Raw genomic sequence first — 17093 nt, forward strand, 5'->3', positions numbered from 1 at the left:
GGCGCCTTCCTTTTTTTGTTTTCACCGGCCGATCAGCCCTTGATGAACGCCAGGAGGTCGGCGTTGATCACATCCGCGTGGGTCGTCAGCATGCCGTGCGGAAAGCCGGGATAGACCTTCAGCGTGCCATTCTTGAGCAGCTTGACCGCCAGGCGCGACGAGTCGTCGATCGGCACGATCTGGTCGTCGTCGCCATGCAGTACCAGCGTGGGCACCGTGATGGCCTTCAGGTCTTCGGTCTGGTCGGTCTCGGAGAAGGCCTTGATGCCTTCGTAATGCGCCTTGGCGCCGCCGTTCATGCCTTGGCGCCACCAGTTGTTGATCACGCCCTGCGAGACCTTGGCGCCTTCCCGGTTGAAGCCGTAGAACGGGCCGGCGGCCACGTCCAGGAAGAACTGCGCGCGGTTGTCGGCCAGGGCCTTGCGGAAGCCGTCGAATACTTCGATGGGCGTGCCGCCGGGATTGGACTCGGTCTTGACCATGAGCGGGGGGACGGCGCTGACCAGCACGGCCTTGGCGACGCGGCCCTGCGGCTCGCCGTGGCGGGCGACGTAGCGGGCGACTTCGCCGCCGCCGGTGGAGTGCCCGATGTGCACGGCGTTGCGCAGGTCCAGATGCTGGGCGACTGCGGCAGCGTCGGCCGCGTAGTGATCCATGTCGTGGCCATCGCTGACCTGGGCCGAGCGGCCGTGGCCGCGGCGGTCGTGCGCAATGACACGAAAGCCCTGGGCGAGGAAGAACAGCATCTGGGCGTCCCAGTCATCGCCGGACAGCGGCCAGCCATGGTGGAACATGATGGGCTGGGCCGTCTTGGGGCCCCAATCCTTGAAGAAGATTTCAACGCCGTCGGGGGTAGTGATCGTGCTCATGTCGGGTTCTCCGGGGTTAGTTGGACCGCAGGGATAGACTAGGGCCTTACGCGCTGCCGGGAAATCCTACGCTGGGCTTGGCGCGTCATACGAAGGTATAGGCGGGGTTTGGCGCCGGATGTGTCCAAACCGCCACCACCGCCTATCGGGCGGGCTGGCAGCCTTGCAATGCGTGCGCCACGCACCGCGCCATCGCTTCGCCGTCAACCGGCTTGTCCAGGTAGGCACACGCGCCCAGCGACAGCAGCCGCTGCTTGGCCGCCTCGGTGGGAAAGGCGGTCATGAAGATCAACGGGAACCGGCGCCCGGCCGCGATGAGCTCGGCCTGGAGCTGATCGCCCGTCATGGGCGACATCTGGACATCGGTGATCATGCAATCCGGCTCTTGGGCATGCGCGTCGTTCAGGAATTCGGGGCCCGACCCGTAGGCCCGAACCTCGTAACCGAGCGAGCGCAGCAGGCTGGAGAGCGCGATCCTGACCCCATCGTCGTCGTCGACAACCGCGATAGTGGGAATGTGGTTCATATCAGAAAATCCTTCGGGCCGGTCGGGTCACGATACGCATCCGATGTCCGGCATGTTCCGTTATGAACCTTTGCGCCTGCCGCGGAAATCATACAGAGGTTTGTCCCAAGCGCGGGTCAGGGCGCGGAAATGCCCAGCGCCTCGGCGTGGCGGACCAGGTCGGCCAGCGACCGGACCCCCATTTTGCGCATGACGTGGCCACGGTGAATCTTGACCGTGATCTCGCTCAGGCCGATCAGGCCCGCCACCTGTTTGTTCATCAGCCCGGACACCACATGCGCCATCACCTCGCGTTCGCGCGGGGTCAGCGTCTCGTAGCGGGCGCGCAGGCCGTCCATGGCCGCATCGCGCGAACGGCGCTGCGTGTCGCGTTCGATGGCGGCGGAGACGGCGTCCAGCATGTCCTGTTCGCGAAAGGGCTTGGACAGAAAGTCCACCGCGCCCGCCTTCATGGCGCGCACGGTCATGGGGATGTCGCCGTGCCCGGTGATGAACACGATGGGCAGATCGATGCCTTGGCGCACCAGCTGATCCTGGAAATCCAGGCCGCTGATGCCCGGCAGGCGCACGTCCAGGACGATGCAGCCGGGCGCGTCGGGAATCTGGGTCTGCAGCAGTTCGGCGGGCGAGGCGCACAAGGTGGTGCGCAGGCCGATCGAGCGGAACAGGCTGTCGAGCGAGGCGCGGACGCTGGCCTCGTCGTCGACGACGATGACTTGCGACTGCGGGGCGGCGCTTGCGGCGCCGCTGGCGGTGCGGGTGTTCATGCGGAAGGTTCCCCCTGGGTGGCGGCGAGTGTCAGCGTGAATGCGGCGCCCGCGCCGGGCGTGTTGTCGACGGTAAGGCTGCCGCCATGGGCCTGCGCCGTGGTGCGGCAGATGGGCAGGCCCATGCCCATGCCTTGCGGTTTGGTGGTGAAAAATGGATCGAATAGGCGTTCCAGGTCGCCGGGCGCGATGCCGGGGCCGGTGTCGCGCACCGTGACCGCGACGCGCCCGTCCTCGTGGCGGCGCGCGCCGACGGATAGCTGGCGGGCCTGAAACTGGCCAGCCATGGCCTGGCTGGCGTTGACCATCAGATTGACCAGCACCTGCTGCAGCTGGATCCGGTCGCCCAGGACGGGCGGCAGGCCCGGTTCGATGTCGACGTTCAGCGCCACGCGCTCGCGGCTGAGCTCGTGCGCGACCAGGCGCGTGGCTTCCTCGATGACGGCGCCGATGTCCAGCGCGGCCTGCTGCACCGGCGCCTTGCTGAGGAACGCGCGGATGCGCTTGACGATTTCGCTGGCGCGCCGGCCTTCGGAGATGATGCGCTCCATCGCCAGCTCGACCTCGTGCAAGTCGGGCTGCGGACGGCGCAGCCATCGCATGCCCGCGTCGCCGCTGGTGACGACCGCCATGAGCGGCTGGTTGACCTCGTGCGCGATGGACGCGGTGAGCTCGCCCAGGGTGGCAACGCGCGCGGCGTGCGCGAGTTCGGTCTGCGCCAACAGCAGCGCGTCCTGCGCCTGCCGGCGTTCCGTGATGTCCACCACAAAAACCAGCACGGCGCCGTTCACGTCGTCGGCGGGCGGAAACGTGATGGTGAACAGCACCGGCACGCGCGCCCCGTCCGCATGCACGACTTCGGTTTCGCCTTCGTGAAAGGCGTCGCCCTGGGCAAACGCCGTCAGCGACCGCGCGAACATGCGGTCGTCCTCGCAGAGAATGTCGTCGACCGAGTACGGTCCGGGCTCATTGGCCGGGCGGCCCACCATCGCCAGGAAGGCGGGATTCATGTCGTCCACCTTGGTCAGCTTGCGGACCTGGCCGATGAATTCGGGATGGCGCGCCAGATGGGCGGTGAGGGCGGGTCCGTCCATGAGGCCCAAGGCGGTCAGTTCGGCGCGTACGGCGCGCCAGTCTTCCTGGATGACGCCAATGCGGCTGGCGTCGAACATGCGGCGGTAGCGCCGTTCGCTGCTGACCAGCGCGGTGTAGGCGGCCTTGCGGTCGGTGACGTCGCGGTGCGTTTCCATGACGCCCGTGACGCGCCCATGATGATCGCGCTGAAGGACCCAGCGGCTTTCCAGCACCAGCGTGGCGCCTGCCTGCGTCTTCTGTTCAAGCGTGCCGTCCCAGCTGCCGGTGGCAAGCAGTTCGGCCTCGATGGCTTCGCGCCGGTCCGGATAACGCGTCTGCAGCAGCTCATCGGCGACGCGGCCCAGGGCCATGCTGGCGGGCCAGCCGTAGGTGTCTTCGGCGGTGCGGTTCCAGAAGGTGATCACACCCTGGTGATCGCGCACGAAGATCATGTCGTGCGACAGGTTGAGCAGCCGCGCCTGCGAGGCAAGCCTGCGGGTGGCGCTTTGGTTCTGCAGCGCCAGCAGCGCGGTGATGCCGATGGCGGCCAGGCTGACCAGCGCGCGGGCGGTGGGCGAGCCCACGTGGTTCAGGCCGTGGGAATTCAGATAGGCCGCGATGGTGAGCAGGATGCCGCCCGCGCCCGCCACGATGATGTCCAGGCGCCGCGAGGTGCGCGCGGCAAGCAGCACGACCACCACATAAAGCACGGCCACGGCGCCGTCAAAGTCGGTGAAGGTGTCCACCAGCGCAATGGCCAGCGCCAGCAGCAGGGCGGCGGCACGGAACAGGAACTGCATGCGGCGCATGCCCGTGGTCTGCGGCGCGCCGGGACGCACCGGTTGCGGCGGCTGGCCTGACGCGCTGCCGAGTGTCGACGTGAGCAAGATCCACCTCTGGGTAGGGGCGCGCGGGTCGGGCGGAAATCCAGGGGCGCGCAATGAGACCCGCACATTATCAGCCATGTTTGAAAGAAAACACCCGTATTTCCTGGGTAAACCTTCGTATGACTGGAGAAAACGATGAGCCGATTTTGCCGGCGCGTCGCCGTGGCTATTCTGGTTTCCATCGGGAATCGATACCCGATTCGTGAAGCCAACCCGGAGAATTCCATGAACGATCTTTCGCTTCAAACCCGCATCACCGCTCCCCTGCGCACGCCCACCGATATGGGCGCCGAGGCCAGGGTCGACATCGCCGCCGCCCTGACGGGCCTGCTGGCAGACATGTTCGCGTTGTATCTGAAGACCAAGAACTTTCACTGGCATATGTCGGGCCCGCACTTTCGCGACTATCACCTGATGCTCGACGAGCAGGGCGACGAGATCTACGCCACGACGGACGTCATTGCCGAACGCGCCCGCAAGGTGGGCGGCACCACGCTGCGTTCGATCGGCCACATCCAGCGCCTGCAGCGCCTTGCCGACAACGACGCCGACTACGTGACCCCCGAGGACATGCTGGCAGAACTGGCCGACGACAACCGCCGCCTGACGGGCTTTCTGCGCGCGACGCACGCCGTGTGCGAGGCCCACAACGACGTCGCCTCGACCAGCCTGATCGAGAACTGGATCGACGAGGCCGAGCGCCGCACGTGGTTCCTGTACGAGTCGACGCGCGCTCAACGCTGATCCCCAGCCGGTCCGCTGCCGTCCAGATCCTTGCGCCGCGCGCGGCGCGTCCAGGAGACGTTTCCATGTCACACGACTACCCCGCGGCCGCCTTGCCAGCCGGCACGGCCGCCCCGTCCTTCGCCTTGCCGGCCACGCCGGACCAGACGGTTGCGCTGGAAGAACTGCGCGGCCGGCCGCTGATCCTGGCGTTCTACCCCGCGGACTGGAGCCCGGTCTGCGGCGACCAGATGGCGCTTTACAACCAGATCCTTCCCGAATTCCACAAGGCGGGCGCGCAGCTCGTCGGCATCTCGGTGGACGGCGTCTGGTGCCACGCTGCGTTCGCGGCCGATCGCAAGCTGCATTTCCCCCTGCTGGCCGATTTCGAACCGAAGGGCGAGGTCGCCCGGCGCTACGGGGTCTACCGCGAACCGGAGGGCATCGCCGAGCGCGCGCTCTTTGTGATCGATGCAGAGGGCGTCATCCGTTGGAGCTACGTGTCGCCGCTGGGCATCAACCCGGGCGCCGACGGGATCCTGGACGCGCTCGACAAACTCGCCCCCGCCTTGCAAGGAGTGCAATCATGAGCCGCTTGTTCATTCCCGTGAATGCGCAGGACCACATCCAGGGGCCGGATAGCGCGCCCGTGACGCTGGTGGAGTATGGCGATTACGAATGTCCGTATTGCGGCGAAGCCTATCCGGTCTTGAAGGCCGTGCAGCGCGCGCTGGGGGACCAGATGCGCTTCGTGTTCCGCAATTTCCCGATTTCGGAATTGCATCCGGACGCCGTCGCGGCCGCTGAGTTTGCCGAGGCGGCCGCGCAGGCGGGCAAGTTCTGGCAGGCGCACGACCTGCTGTACGAGCGCCAGAATGCCCTGACGCAAAACGACCTGTTCGCCTACGGTGAGGAAATAGGCCTGTCGGCCCAGGTGCTTTACCGCGCCTTCGGCGGCGCGTTCGATTCCAAGATCGAGGTGGACTTCAGCGGCGGCGTGCGCAGCGGCGTGAACGGCACGCCGACCCTGTTCATCAACGGCGTGCGCTATGACGGGGCAAGGGATGCCGGCACGCTGGTCGCCGCGCTCACCGCGGCGGCACGAGAGGCTGCGGTCCACGCGTGAGTGGGGCAAGGCCCCGCATCCGGCGGTCTCGTTGCCCGCCTGGGCTTAAGTCTGGCGTTTCCGTGCCGTTACATTTCTCAAGGAAACCCCGGCCGGGCGGGCAAACATGCCGCGCGGCCGCCAAGAGGAAGACACGCCATGACATCCGTTGCCTCCGTAGGCGCCGTGACCACGATCGGCCTGACGCCGCCTGCCACGGGCGTGACCCGCGCGGGCGATCCGCCCGAGATCGCCGCGGCGCCCGCCTCCACGACGGTGACGCTGGGGCAGGGCACGGCCCCCGCGCTGACCTACACGCCGCAGCCCGCTGCGACGGGCGTCGTCTGGGAGAACGAGGCGTCGGACAAGGTGTCCGCCGTCATGGCCGAAACACTCTCGGCCCGCACGCTGGCTGGCCGGCTTGAGGGCGTGGCCTCCGCGCTGCTGGAGCGGTTCACGACCGATGGCGGCAATTACCTGCAATCGGCGCGGATGCTGCCGGGCGCCGGACAGGTAGGCGCCCTGGGCGCCGTGCAGACCGGTTCGGCCGGCCAACCCGAAGACGCGTACACGCTGCGCATCACCACCGCCAGCGGCGTGAAGGTGGAGGTGGGACTGCGCAACAGTGCGGATGGTCTGGAAGTGCAGATCGACGTGGCCGAGGGCGAGCTTTCGGAAACCGAGCGCAAGGCGATTGCGGGCCTGTCCAAGGCGTTCCAGGACGCGGTGGATGGCCTGGCCTCGGTGCCGCCGCGCATGGCGTGGTCCAGCCTGGCCAAGTTCGACACTGCCGTGCTGTCGTCGGTGTCGCTGCAAGCCACGACCACGGCCAATGGGGTCATCTCGCAATCCGTCGAGTTTTCCGCCGACAGCAAGCAGCGCTCGCTGGCCATCAAGAGCGCCGACGGCGTGGTGAAGGTCGACGTCGACGTGAGCAAGTCCGCGCTCTTTGGCAACGCCCAGCAGCGCGACGCGGCCGTCAGCGACTACCTGCAGCAGTTCGACGCCGCGCGCGCCCGGGGCCGGGGCAACGAGGCAATGATGTCGCTGTTCAAGGACGCCTTCGCCGAACTGCACCAGAGCTACGAAGCGGGCGCGGCGCCGTCCAGCCAAGCGCCGCGCATCGCTGCGGCCGGCTACACGTACCGCAGCCTGCTGTCGGGCGTGGCGGACTTCTCGGCCTCGATCTCGCAGAATGGCGACGCGAGCAATCCGTACAAGACCAGCGAAGTCGACCAGTTCACGTATCAGGTCTCGCAAAGCAGCAGCGTGAGCGGCAGGCCGTTGTTCGATCTGGGCGTCAGCCAGGAGCAGCGCGCCAATCTGTCCGCCAGTTATCACACCGCGCTGGCGCCGCAGCAGACGCTGGACCTGACGCGCGACAAGGATTCGCAGAACTATCGTTTCTTCCAGATCCGGGACGAGGTCAGGAGCCAGACCAGCATCCGCTACGAAGCGGGCATGCTGGCCGAGGCGAACCTGACGCACACGCGCAATCTGTCGACCCGCATGCAGGCCTACGTTAAGGGCGAGCTGATCGAAGACACCCTGACGCCGGTGCTTGAGACCACCACGCGCGACCTGATGTCGCTGGTGCGCGCCGCGGAGCTGGAGCCGTCCGAAAGCGAGCGGCTGCAACGCCGCGATCCGGCCGCCGTGGACGCGTTGCTGCTGAGCAAGCACCTGGCGCTGGCGCGTGCCGTGGCCAGGGACCGGCAACCTTAATCCAGGGCGCAGCCGCGCGCTTACTTGAACAGCGCGGCGTTTTCTTCCAGCACGGCATCGGCGCATTGCGCGTCCAGATTGCCGCCCGGCGCCCCGGCCACGCCAATGGCGCCGATCACGCTGTTGCCGGCCTTGATCGGCACGCCGCCGCCCAGCAGCAGAAAGCCCGGAATGTCGGTCAGGTTGGCGGCGCCGGGATTCTTCTGCGCGTTTTCCATCATGGTGAGCGTGGGTGTCTTGGCCGAGACGGCCGTGAAGGCCTTGGCGCGGCTGGCTTCGATGGTGTGCGGGCCAGCGTTGTCGGCACGCGCGAACGCCTTGAGCAGGCCGGCGCGGTCCACGACGGCGGCGCTGACATTGTAGCCCTTGGCCTGGCAGGCGGCGACAGTGGCCGTCGCCAGCTTCTGTGCGTCGGCCATCGACAGGTTGCTCTCGCTCAGCACGGCGGCATGGGCGGCGCCGGCAAAAGCCAGCGTGGAAATCAGGGCGGCAAGCGAAAGCTTCTTCATGGTCTGCATCCTTTGTGAGGTGTTGCGGTAGGAGCAGACAGTGTGGCCAAAAGGCCGAAAACCCGGTATACGCCCGACTACGCGCACGCCTCCGTAGCGCTACGGAGGCGCATCAGTCGAGCAGGGTCGCGTACTGGCGGATCAGCTGCGCGAGCGATTCGGCTTCCAGCTTCGCAAAGACGTTGGCGCGGTAGGTTTCGACCGTGCGCGGCGACAGGTCGAACTCGCGCGCGATTTCCTTGTTGCTCATGCCGCGCACGATGCGCGCCAGGACCTCGTGTTCGCGCGCCGATAGACGCGCCAGGCGGTCCGCCGCCGCCTGCGTGACGGCCAGGCGTTCACGGCTGGCGATGTGCGTGCGCACGGCCGCCTGCACCGCATCCAGAAAGACATCGTCGTCGACCGGCTTTTGCAGGAATTCCATGGCGCCGCCCTTGAATGCACGGCGGCACAGGTCCACATTGGCGTGCCCGGTCAGCATGACGACGGGCAGGTCGGACCGGTCGGCAAGCTGGGCAAGCACGTCCAGGCCGCTGATGCCGGGCATGCGGATGTCCAGCACAACGCAACCGATCACGGGCTGCGCCAGGGCATCCAGAAACGCCATCGGGTCGGCGTAGCCCGCGCTGCGCAAGCCGACGCTGCGCAGCAGCAGTCCAAGGCCATCGCGAACCGCATCGTCGTCATCCACCAGGTACACGAGCGGGGAATGGTCGTTGGGATTCATGCGGCGGCTCCGGCCTGTGGCAGGCTGACGGTGAAGCAGGCGCCCGCGGGACTGAGGTTGCGCGCGGCGATGCGGCCGTCCATGGACCCGGCCAAGGTATCGCACAGGGCAAGACCCAGGCCCATGCCCTGGTCGCGGGTGGTGTAGAACGGCGTGAACAGGCGCGGAATCGCGTCCGCGGCGATGCCGGGGCCCGTGTCGCTGACGCTGAACTGGTAATGGCCGTCCACCACGCGGCCTTCCAGGGCGATCTTGCGCGCGCCGGTGGCGCCATCCAGCGCGTCCGCCGCGTTCTGCACCAGGTTGTGCAGGATCTGTTCGAGGGCCACGCGGTCACCCAGCGGGCGCGCGCCGGGGCTGGCGTTGGTCCAGGTCAGCCGGATGCCTTGTCTAGCCAGCTCCGGTTCGCGCAGGAAGCGCAGCGACGCGATCATCGCATCCGGATCGATGGCTTCGCGCCGGGCGGGGGAACTGGGCTGCACCAGCGCGCGCATGCGGCTGATGATGTCGGCGGCGCGCTTGGCTTGTTCGGCGCTGGCCAGCAGCGCATGGCGCACGGCGGGGCGCTCGTCTTCGTCATCGAGCAGGCGCTGGGCGGCTCGGGTTTGCGCCAGGATGGCGGTCAGCGGCTGATTGAGTTCATGGGCGATGCCGGCGGCCATTTCACCCAGCGTGCTCAGGCGCGCCATCGCCGAAAGCCGCACCTGCTCCTGCTGCCGGCGCGCTTCGGCGCGCGAGCGTTGCCACGCGGCTGCGCCGGCCACCAGCAGGCCGCTGGCCGCGGCCCACCCAAGCCAGACGGCCCAGGGCCAGGATGCGGGCGTCAGCGTGCGCGTGCTGCGCATCTGGAAGGGCTGGCTGGCCGCGCCCAGCGGCTTTTGCAGCGCCAGCGTCCAGCCGGCTAGCGACGCGTCGGGTTGCTTGTCCAGAAGGGAGAGCGGCTTGCGATCCACCGTGAGGGTCAGATTGACCAGGCCCGGGGGAAAGTCAGCGGCCGGCACGAGGTGGCGCGCGTCGATCAGCAGGCTCCACCCCGATGGGGACACCAGCCAGTAGCGCGCGTCGTCCACGGCGATGGTGACGGGCCGGTCCAGTTGGCGCGCGCGTTGCACCGCGGCGGTCAGGCCGGCGGGTTCGGGCAGGCTGCCCGACCACATGCCGCCTGGCAAATAGCCCAGGCCCAGAAGCTGGGGCATGGCGGGCTGCAGGCTGGGAAAAAGGCGCTCGGGAGCGGGCGGATGCGACAGCGCGGCCAGCGTGGCGAGGACGGCTTCGTGCTGCACCGTCTTCTGGCTCAGCATGCGCTGGGCGATGCTGGTGCTCTGGAAGAAGCGCTCGTACTGATCCGCGTACTCCTGGCGCGCGATCCAGATTGCGCCCAGACAGAAGAGGACCAGCCAGCAGAGAAAGGCGCGCGCGCGGGATAGGGGATTCACGCCGGCCATTATGCCTTGCGGCAAACCCGCGCCGGAATCCGTAGGGCTACGGAGGCTCAGGCAGCCAGCTTGTGCGTGCCGGCGGGCTGGGAGTTGGCCGAAACGGCCATCTGATACAGCGCGGCCACCAGGTCGGACTGCGTCACCAGCCCCTGCAGATGGCGGCCCTCGTCCAATACGGGCACGCAATGCAGGCTGTCCGACATCGGACGCGCCAGCTCGATCACGGGCAGGCCCGGCGTGGCGAAAGGCACTTCGCTGCGCATGCAGTCGGCAACCAGCAGATCTGGGGTGAAGGCGGCATCCGAGGCGACGGGCGCAGGGCGGCTCTTGCGCGCCAGCACATCGCCCTGGGCAATCATGCCCGCGTAGCGGCCCGCCGAATCCAGCACCGGCAGCGCCTGCAAACGGTGCTTGTCAAAGAGCCGCACCGCGTAGTCCAGCGGGTCCTTTTCCAAGACGGTCACCACGTCGCGCGACATGATGTCGGCGCATCGCACGTCGCCAAAGCGGCGCACGCTGGCGCGCAGTTCGGCGGCGAGCACGATGTCTTCCAGATCTTCCTTGCTGATGTCCAGCAGCTCGCCGCGCTGGCTCAGCGCTTCGTCAAGATCGGCGCGCGAAAAGCCCAGCCGCGCGCTGGGGATGGGGTCGCGCGTGTGGTGACCGGCGGCCGGTTCGGCGTGGCGGCGAGGGTAGTTGCGTTTGAGCGCGCCGTTGAAGACCACGGCGATGGCAAGAAGAATGACCGAATTCAGCGCCACGGGCCACAGCGCGAAACCGTAGCCGAGCTTGGCGACGGCCGGTCCTCCCAGCACGGCGGTCAGCGCGACCGCGCCGCTGGGCGGATGCAGGCAGCGCAGGGAAAACATGGCCCCGATGGCCAGGGCCACGGCAACGGCGGCGGCAACGCCGGGCAGGGGAATGAACTGCGCGCAGAACACCCCGATCAGGGCCGACACGAGGTTGCCGGCCATCAACGACCAGGGCTGGGCGAGCGGACTGGCAGGCGCGGCGAACAGCAGCACCGCCGATGCGCCCATCGGCGCGATGAACCACGGATTGTCCGCGCCCAGCGCGTGACGTCCCACCCACTCGGTGCAGAACAGGCCGAGCAGGGCGCCGACCGCGCCGTACAGTTTTTCGCGTCCGTTGACGCCCACGGGCGCTGGCGCGAACGAGCCCAGCCAGCGCTTGATTGCAACACCCAAGACAATCTCTCCTCGCGACGCATTGATATGTCGCGGGGCGACAATTTATCACGAGGCGCATTACCTGACGGCATGAGCTTATGCCAAACAGGTGTAAAGGAAAGGGGGGATCAGTCCTTGCCGTTGTCGGCGCCCATGCGCGCGAGCAATCGCGTCAGAAGCGGACGCATGGCGTGCAGTTCTTCGAGATGCGAGGCAGAGAGGTTTTCCAGCATGCGCTCGCCCTTGGCGGTCAGCACGACCTCGACGCGGCGTCCGTCTTCGGGGTCGGCTTCGCGGCTGACCAGGTCCAGCCGCGCCAGACGGCCCACCAGTTCGGCCGCCGTGTGCGGGCGGATCAGCAGGCGGTCGGCGATTTCGCCAACGTAGAGGCCCCGGCGTCCGGGAGCGCCTTTGCGCGTGCCCTTGATGGCCAGCAACGCCTGATGCTGCTGCGGCATCAGGTCCAGGCCCGCGGCCGCGCTTTCACTGAAGGCCGCGAATTTTCGCAACGCATAGCGAAAGTCCGCGAGCAGTTCGTAGTCTGCGGGAGACAGGCGAGAGGGTGTCTTGGAGGCGTTCACCGCGCGATTCTAATATATGTCGTGCTACGATATATATGACTTTTCTCAAACTCCGTGCGAATACTTCCCAAGTTGCTTTGACCATGCCTCCCATTTCCTCTTCCGCCCGGCCCGGACTTCGGCTCGGCGACTTCACCACGGACCGGCGCGTCGTTCTGCTGATGGGCCTTGCCATTCCCGTCGGCCTGGCCAGCGTCGCGGCCGCCTGGATCCTGTTGCGCCTGATCGCACTTTGCACGAACCTGGCCTATCACGGCCTGTTTTCCTTTGCCGACCTGCCCATCACCACCGGCCGTCTCGGGTGGGGATCGGTGGCCATCCCGGTGATCGGCTGCCTCATCATCGGCCTCATGGCGCGCTATGGCTCAGAAAAGATCCGCGGCCACGGCATCCCCGAAGCCATGGAAGCCATCCTGATCGGCAAGAGCCGCATCCAGCCGAAGGTGGCGGTACTAAAGCCCGTGTCGTCGGCGGTGTCCATCGGCACGGGCGGCCCGTTCGGCGCCGAAGGGCCCATCATCATGACGGGCGGCGCGATCGGGTCGCTGCTGGCGCAGACCATCCATCTGGACGACGGCGAACGCAAGACGCTCCTGGTCGCCGGCGCGGCGGCCGGCATGACGGCCATCTTTGGAACGCCCCTGGCCGCGGTGTTGCTGGCGGTTGAACTGCTGCTCTTCGAATGGAAGCCGCGCAGTTTCCTGCCCGTGGCCGTGGCCGCGCTGGTGGCGGCTGCAACACGCGCCTTCGTCATGGAGCCCGGCCCGATCTTTGCGTATGCCGGTACGTTTGCCTTCACGCCGTGGCATCTGGTGGCGTGCGCCGCGGTTGGCGTGCTGGCGGGCCTTGGGTCCGGTGTGCTCACGTCGCTGGTGTATGCGGCCGAAGACCTGTTCGAGAAACTGCCCATCCACTGGATGTGGTGGCCGGCCATCGGCGGGCTGGCCATCGGCATCGGCGGCCTGATCGAGCCCGCCGCGCTGGGCGTGGGCTACGACAACATCCGCCACATGCTGGCGGGCGATCTGGCGTTCCAGGCGGTGCTGGTGCTGCTGGTGGTCAAGGTTGCGATCTGGTCGATTGCGCTGGGGTCGGGCACGTCCGGCGGCGTGCTGGCCCCGCTGCTGATCTTTGGCGGCGCGCTGGGCGCGCTGGCGTCGCCCGCGCTGCCGCAGGCCGACCCGGGGTTCTGGGCCCTGGTGGGCATGGCGGCGATGATGGGCGGCACCATGCGCGCGCCGCTGACGGCAACGCTTTTTGCCGTGGAGCTGACCGGCAACCTGCAGGCGCTCTTGCCGGTGCTGTCGGCGTGCGTGTTTGCCTATGGCGTGACCGTGCTGCTGCTCAAGCGGTCGATCCTGACCGAGAAGATCGCACGCCGCGGCCACCATATCAGCCGCGAATATCGCGTGGATCCCTTTGACCTCTTGCGTGTAGCCGACGTGATGACAAGCCCGGTGCAGACGCTGCCCGACACGATGACGGTGGCGCAGGCCGTGACGCATTTCACCACCGCGCAGCCCGTCCACACGAGCTATCCGGTGGTGGACGCGCAAGGTGTCGTGGTGGGCGAGGTGACGCGCGCCGACACGCTGGCATGGGCATTGCAAGGCGAGCCGGACGACCGGACGCTGGCGCAGGCGCTGGACGGGCGCGAACTGGTGTTCGGCCATCCCGATGAACTGGCCAGCCAGATCGCCGACCGCATGGCGTTGTCCGGGGCGGGGCGCGTTCCGATCATCGACCGCGATTCCGGCCGGTTGCTGGGCATCGTGGGCCGTAAGGACCTGTTCCGCTCGCGCGCGCGCCGGTTGCGCGAGGAAAGCCAGCGGGCGGCGTTTTTCCGCCGGGCGGCGTCTGCGCCGGGCGCGCTGCGCAAGACGGGCTGAGGCGGTTCGATTACGCCGCCGCGGCCTTGCCGCCCGATGCGCGCAATTCCCACAACACGTCCAGCACGTGCTGCGTGGCCGCTTCCACTTGCCCGGCGCGATGCGCGATGCCCAGCGGCCGCCACAAGGCGGGCCGCACCGGCCGCATGATGACGCGCGGATCGGGTTGCGGCGCGGTCGCCTCATGCGGTAACAAGGTCGCGCCATAACCGGCAGCCACCAGGCTCTTGATGGCGTCGTTGTAGTTCAACTGGATGCGCGCGCGCGGGTTCAGGCCGGCGGCCATGAACCATTCGCCCGTCAGCCGCGACAGGCGCGTGCTGGCGTCGTTCAGGATCAGCGGCCGCTCGGCCAGCCACGTGGGCGTGAGGCGCGCGGGCGCTTTCCAGGACGCGGGCAGAAAGGCCATCACCGGATCGCGGCGCCACGGTCGCAGCACGAGTCCCGTCATGGGCGGTTGTGGCAGCGCGACAAGTCCCACGTCCAGTGTCCCTTCGGCCAGCCTCAGCAGCGTCTCCTGCGAGGTCAGCACCGCCACCTGCACGTCGATGCCGGGATGATCCCGGCCCAGCGTTTCCAGCGCTTGCGGCAGCAGATGCGCGATGGCCCCGGTCGAGGCCCCGAGCCTCACGCGGCCGGCCAGCCCTTGCACCTGCCGCTGCACGTCGTCCAGCGCCTGGTCCGCCTCGGCGAGCAGGCGGCGAGCCCGTTCCAGCAACGTTTCGCCGATGGGCGTGGGCCTGACCTGACCGCGTTTGCGCGTCAGCAGCGGCGCGCCGACACGGGCTTCCAGGTCTGACACGTGCAGGCTCACGGTGGGCGGCGCCAGATGCAGCGCACGCGCGGCGTCGGCAAACGACCCGAGGTCCGCGATGGCGACGAGGGTGCGCAGACGGTCCAGGCTGATTTCGCGCATGAGGGATTCCGGGATGGGTTTCGGTGGCGGCGCCGCCGCGCCTTCTTCATTCAGAGAAACTGAATCGAACGGTCATGATATTCGACTTTTCTTATCTGCTGGCGGGATTGAAGATGACGTGCATTCCTGAACAAATCAGGCAACGCCCAACCATCCGGACCGCATCATGACCCAACCTCTAGTTTTCATCGACGGCGACCAGGGCACGACAGGCCTGCAGATCCACGAGCGGCTGCACGGCCGCACCGACCTGCGGCTGCTGACGCTGCCCGAGACCGACCGCAAGAACCCGCAGCGCCGCGCCGAGGCGATCAACGCCAGCGACATCGCGATTCTCTGCCTGCCCGACGAACCGGCGCGGCAGGCCGCCGCCTCGGTCGTCAATCCCAAGGTCCGCATCATCGATGCGAGTTCCGCGCACCGCACGGACGCGGGTTGGGTCTATGGTTTTCCGGAAATGCGCGCGGGCCAGGCCGAGCGGATTGCGCACGCGCTGCGGGTCAGCAACCCGGGCTGCTATCCCACCGGCGCCATCGCGCTGCTGGGGCCGCTGGTGCAGGCCGGGCTGGTGCCCGCCGACTATCCGGCGGTCATCAACGCCGTGTCCGGCTATTCGGGTGGCGGGCGCGCCAGCGTCGATGCCTACGAAGGTGCGGAAGGCGCGCGCGGGCCCGCGTTCCAGGTCTACGGCCTGGGTCTGGCTCACAAGCACACGCCCGAGATCGAGCGGCATGCGGGCCTCACGCAGCGTCCGGTGTTCGTGCCGTCTTACGGCGCTTTCCGCCAGGGCATCGTCCTGACCGTGCCGCTGCACCTGCGCCTGCTGCCGGCCGGCGTGGACGCCGCGGCGCTGCACGATTGTCTGCAACAGCACTACGCGGGCGCCGCCCACGTTCAAGTCGTGCCGCGCGACGAGGCGGCCACGCACGCGAACCTGGATCCCCAGGCGCTGAACGGCACGAACGACCTGCGGCTGGGCGTGTATGGCAATGCCGCGCACGGTCAGGTGCTGCTGACCGCCGTGTTCGACAACCTGGGCAAGGGCGCATCGGGCGCGGCAGTGCAGAATCTGGATCTGATGCTGGCCGCGATGCGGTGATGGGGCTTGTGCAAGCCGGGCAAGGCCACGCGGCCTTTGCCCGGCCGGTTTACTTGTCGAGCCAGGGCGCTTCCTTCCAGAGCTGGCGGAATTGCGCCTCGCCGGCCGACAGTTCCTTGGCGTATTCCGCGGGCGGCAGGTAGCGCAGCGGCGCAAACATCTCCCGGGCCTTGGCCTGGAATTGCGGGTCTTGCACCGTGCGCTGGACGGCCGATACCAGCTTCGTGCGGACCTCGTCCGGCAAGCCCTTGGGCGCGGCCAGGCCGCGCAGCGAAGCCAGTTCGAAGTCGAACCCCTGTTCCTTGAAGGTGGGCACGTCGGGCAGCGCGGCAGACCGGGTATTGCCCATCTGTCCTAAAAAGCGCAGCGGCGTGCCGCCTTTCCGGTACTGAAGCGCCTCGCCCACGTTGATGGCGCCGATCGTGATTTCGCCGCTTGCCAATGCGCCGCGCACCTCGCCGGCGCCCTTGTACGGGATGTGGCTCAGTTTGGTGCCTGACGTGCGTTCGAAGCGGAGCATGGCCAGGTGGTCGTCCGAGCCGGTGCCCGTGGTGCCGACGGTGACCTTGCCGGGATTCTGCTTTGCATAGGCAGCCAATTCCGCCAGATTCTTGATCGGGTTGTCGTTCAGCACCGAGAACGCGCCCGGGTCATCGATCAGGTTGCCGAGCAGATCGTAGCTTTGCCAGGTGAAGTCCGTCTTGCGCTCGATGGGAATCGTCAGCAGATTCGGTGTGTTGATGAAGCCGATGGTGTAGCCGTCCGGCTGAGCGCGCGCCAGTTCCGCAAAGCCGATGGCGCCGCCCGCGCCCGGCCGGTTCAGCACCACGATGCGCGCGTCGCCGCCCAGGTACTTTTGCAGGAAGGGCGCCATCATCCGGGCGACCAGGTCGGTGCCGCCGCCCGGTCCGTAAGACACGAGCAGGTTGATCGGCCGTTCGGGATAGCCGGCCGCCTGCGCGGCGCCGGAAAACAGGGCGGCGCCTGCAAGCAGGGTAGCCAGGGTGCGCAGCGTGCGGCGCTTGGTCTGTTGTTGCATGGTTGTCTCCTTTGGATGTTTTGGCGGT

At 67.7% G+C, this 17093-nt stretch carries 17 protein-coding genes; 6 read left to right on the forward strand and 11 right to left on the reverse strand.

Annotated elements, in window-relative coordinates:
- Positions 1-32 precede the first annotated feature (32 nt).
- From FBY20_RS24465 to FBY20_RS24480, 4 genes are all read right to left on the reverse strand, one after another.
- Entirely contained in the window at positions 33-869 is an 837-nt protein-coding gene (locus FBY20_RS24465; protein WP_056318536.1) for an alpha/beta fold hydrolase, read from the reverse strand.
- Between the two features lie 142 nt (positions 870-1011).
- Complete coding sequence (locus FBY20_RS24470) at positions 1012-1395, reverse strand: response regulator transcription factor (protein WP_056318537.1); 384 nt, start codon at positions 1393-1395, stop codon at positions 1012-1014.
- Positions 1396-1511: 116 nt separating this feature from the next.
- Positions 1512-2162: a response regulator transcription factor gene (locus FBY20_RS24475; protein WP_056318538.1), complete on the reverse strand. Its 651-nt coding sequence runs from the start codon at positions 2160-2162 to the stop codon at positions 1512-1514.
- Entirely contained in the window at positions 2159-4123 is a 1965-nt protein-coding gene (locus tag FBY20_RS24480) for an ATP-binding protein (protein ID WP_217484607.1), read from the reverse strand. The genes FBY20_RS24475 and FBY20_RS24480 overlap by 4 nt, the downstream gene beginning before the upstream one ends.
- Before the next feature lie 225 nt (positions 4124-4348).
- Here FBY20_RS24480 and FBY20_RS24485 point away from each other — a divergent pair, with 225 nt between their 5' ends.
- The 4 genes from FBY20_RS24485 to FBY20_RS24500 all read left to right on the forward strand — a co-directional run bounded on the left by FBY20_RS24485 (position 4349) and on the right by FBY20_RS24500 (position 7676).
- Positions 4349-4867 carry a Dps family protein gene (locus tag FBY20_RS24485; RefSeq protein ID WP_142055095.1) on the forward strand — a complete coding sequence of 173 codons (519 nt, stop codon included), beginning with the start codon at positions 4349-4351 and terminating at the stop codon, positions 4865-4867.
- Positions 4868-4932: 65 nt separating this feature from the next.
- Positions 4933-5436 (forward strand): redoxin domain-containing protein, encoded by a 504-nt coding sequence (locus FBY20_RS24490; RefSeq protein ID WP_056318540.1) that lies wholly within the window; start codon positions 4933-4935, stop codon positions 5434-5436.
- Positions 5433-5972, forward strand: coding sequence for a thioredoxin domain-containing protein (locus tag FBY20_RS24495; RefSeq protein WP_142055097.1), 540 nt, complete (start codon positions 5433-5435; stop codon positions 5970-5972). The genes FBY20_RS24490 and FBY20_RS24495 overlap by 4 nt, the downstream gene beginning before the upstream one ends.
- A 138-nt stretch (positions 5973-6110) precedes the next feature.
- Positions 6111-7676: a hypothetical protein gene (locus FBY20_RS24500; RefSeq protein ID WP_142055099.1), complete on the forward strand. Its 1566-nt coding sequence runs from the start codon at positions 6111-6113 to the stop codon at positions 7674-7676.
- A gap of 20 nt (positions 7677-7696) precedes the next feature.
- Here FBY20_RS24500 and FBY20_RS24505 read toward each other — a convergent pair whose 3' ends face one another.
- The 5 genes from FBY20_RS24505 to FBY20_RS24525 all read right to left on the reverse strand — a co-directional run bounded on the left by FBY20_RS24505 (position 7697) and on the right by FBY20_RS24525 (position 12122).
- Positions 7697-8185, reverse strand: a complete 489-nt coding sequence (locus FBY20_RS24505; RefSeq protein ID WP_056318547.1) for a heme-binding protein — start codon at positions 8183-8185, stop codon at positions 7697-7699.
- 112 nt (positions 8186-8297) lie between these two features.
- Positions 8298-8912, reverse strand: a complete 615-nt coding sequence (locus tag FBY20_RS24510) for a response regulator transcription factor (RefSeq protein WP_062840131.1) — start codon at positions 8910-8912, stop codon at positions 8298-8300.
- On the reverse strand, positions 8909-10348 hold the full coding sequence (locus FBY20_RS24515; protein WP_142055101.1) for a sensor histidine kinase: 1440 nt from the start codon (positions 10346-10348) through the stop codon (positions 8909-8911). The genes FBY20_RS24510 and FBY20_RS24515 overlap by 4 nt, the downstream gene beginning before the upstream one ends.
- A 56-nt stretch (positions 10349-10404) precedes the next feature.
- Positions 10405-11559 carry an HPP family protein gene (locus FBY20_RS24520; RefSeq protein WP_142055103.1) on the reverse strand — a complete coding sequence of 385 codons (1155 nt, stop codon included), beginning with the start codon at positions 11557-11559 and terminating at the stop codon, positions 10405-10407.
- 110 nt (positions 11560-11669) lie between these two features.
- Positions 11670-12122, reverse strand: coding sequence for a MarR family winged helix-turn-helix transcriptional regulator (locus FBY20_RS24525; RefSeq protein ID WP_142055105.1), 453 nt, complete (start codon positions 12120-12122; stop codon positions 11670-11672).
- A gap of 83 nt (positions 12123-12205) precedes the next feature.
- Between FBY20_RS24525 and FBY20_RS24530 the strand changes: the two genes are divergently transcribed.
- On the forward strand, positions 12206-14011 hold the full coding sequence (locus tag FBY20_RS24530) for a chloride channel protein (RefSeq protein ID WP_056318550.1): 1806 nt from the start codon (positions 12206-12208) through the stop codon (positions 14009-14011).
- Between the two features lie 10 nt (positions 14012-14021).
- Here the strand turns inward: FBY20_RS24530 and FBY20_RS24535 are convergent, their stop codons facing one another.
- Positions 14022-14927, reverse strand: a complete 906-nt coding sequence (locus tag FBY20_RS24535) for a LysR family transcriptional regulator (protein ID WP_142055107.1) — start codon at positions 14925-14927, stop codon at positions 14022-14024.
- Between the two features lie 166 nt (positions 14928-15093).
- On the opposite strand from FBY20_RS24535, the gene argC reads away from it, so the two are divergent.
- A complete protein-coding gene (gene argC, locus FBY20_RS24540; protein WP_142055108.1) occupies positions 15094-16026 on the forward strand; it encodes an N-acetyl-gamma-glutamyl-phosphate reductase in 933 nt (310 codons plus the stop codon).
- A 49-nt stretch (positions 16027-16075) separates the two neighbouring features.
- On the opposite strand, the gene FBY20_RS24545 is transcribed toward argC, so the two are convergent.
- Positions 16076-17065 carry a tripartite tricarboxylate transporter substrate binding protein gene (locus FBY20_RS24545; RefSeq protein WP_142055110.1) on the reverse strand — a complete coding sequence of 330 codons (990 nt, stop codon included), beginning with the start codon at positions 17063-17065 and terminating at the stop codon, positions 16076-16078.
- Between the last annotated feature and the right edge of the window lie 28 nt (positions 17066-17093).

It is taken from the genome of Achromobacter sp. SLBN-14, assembly GCF_006715415.1.
Classification (GTDB): Bacteria; Pseudomonadota; Gammaproteobacteria; order Burkholderiales; family Burkholderiaceae_B; genus Achromobacter; species Achromobacter mucicolens.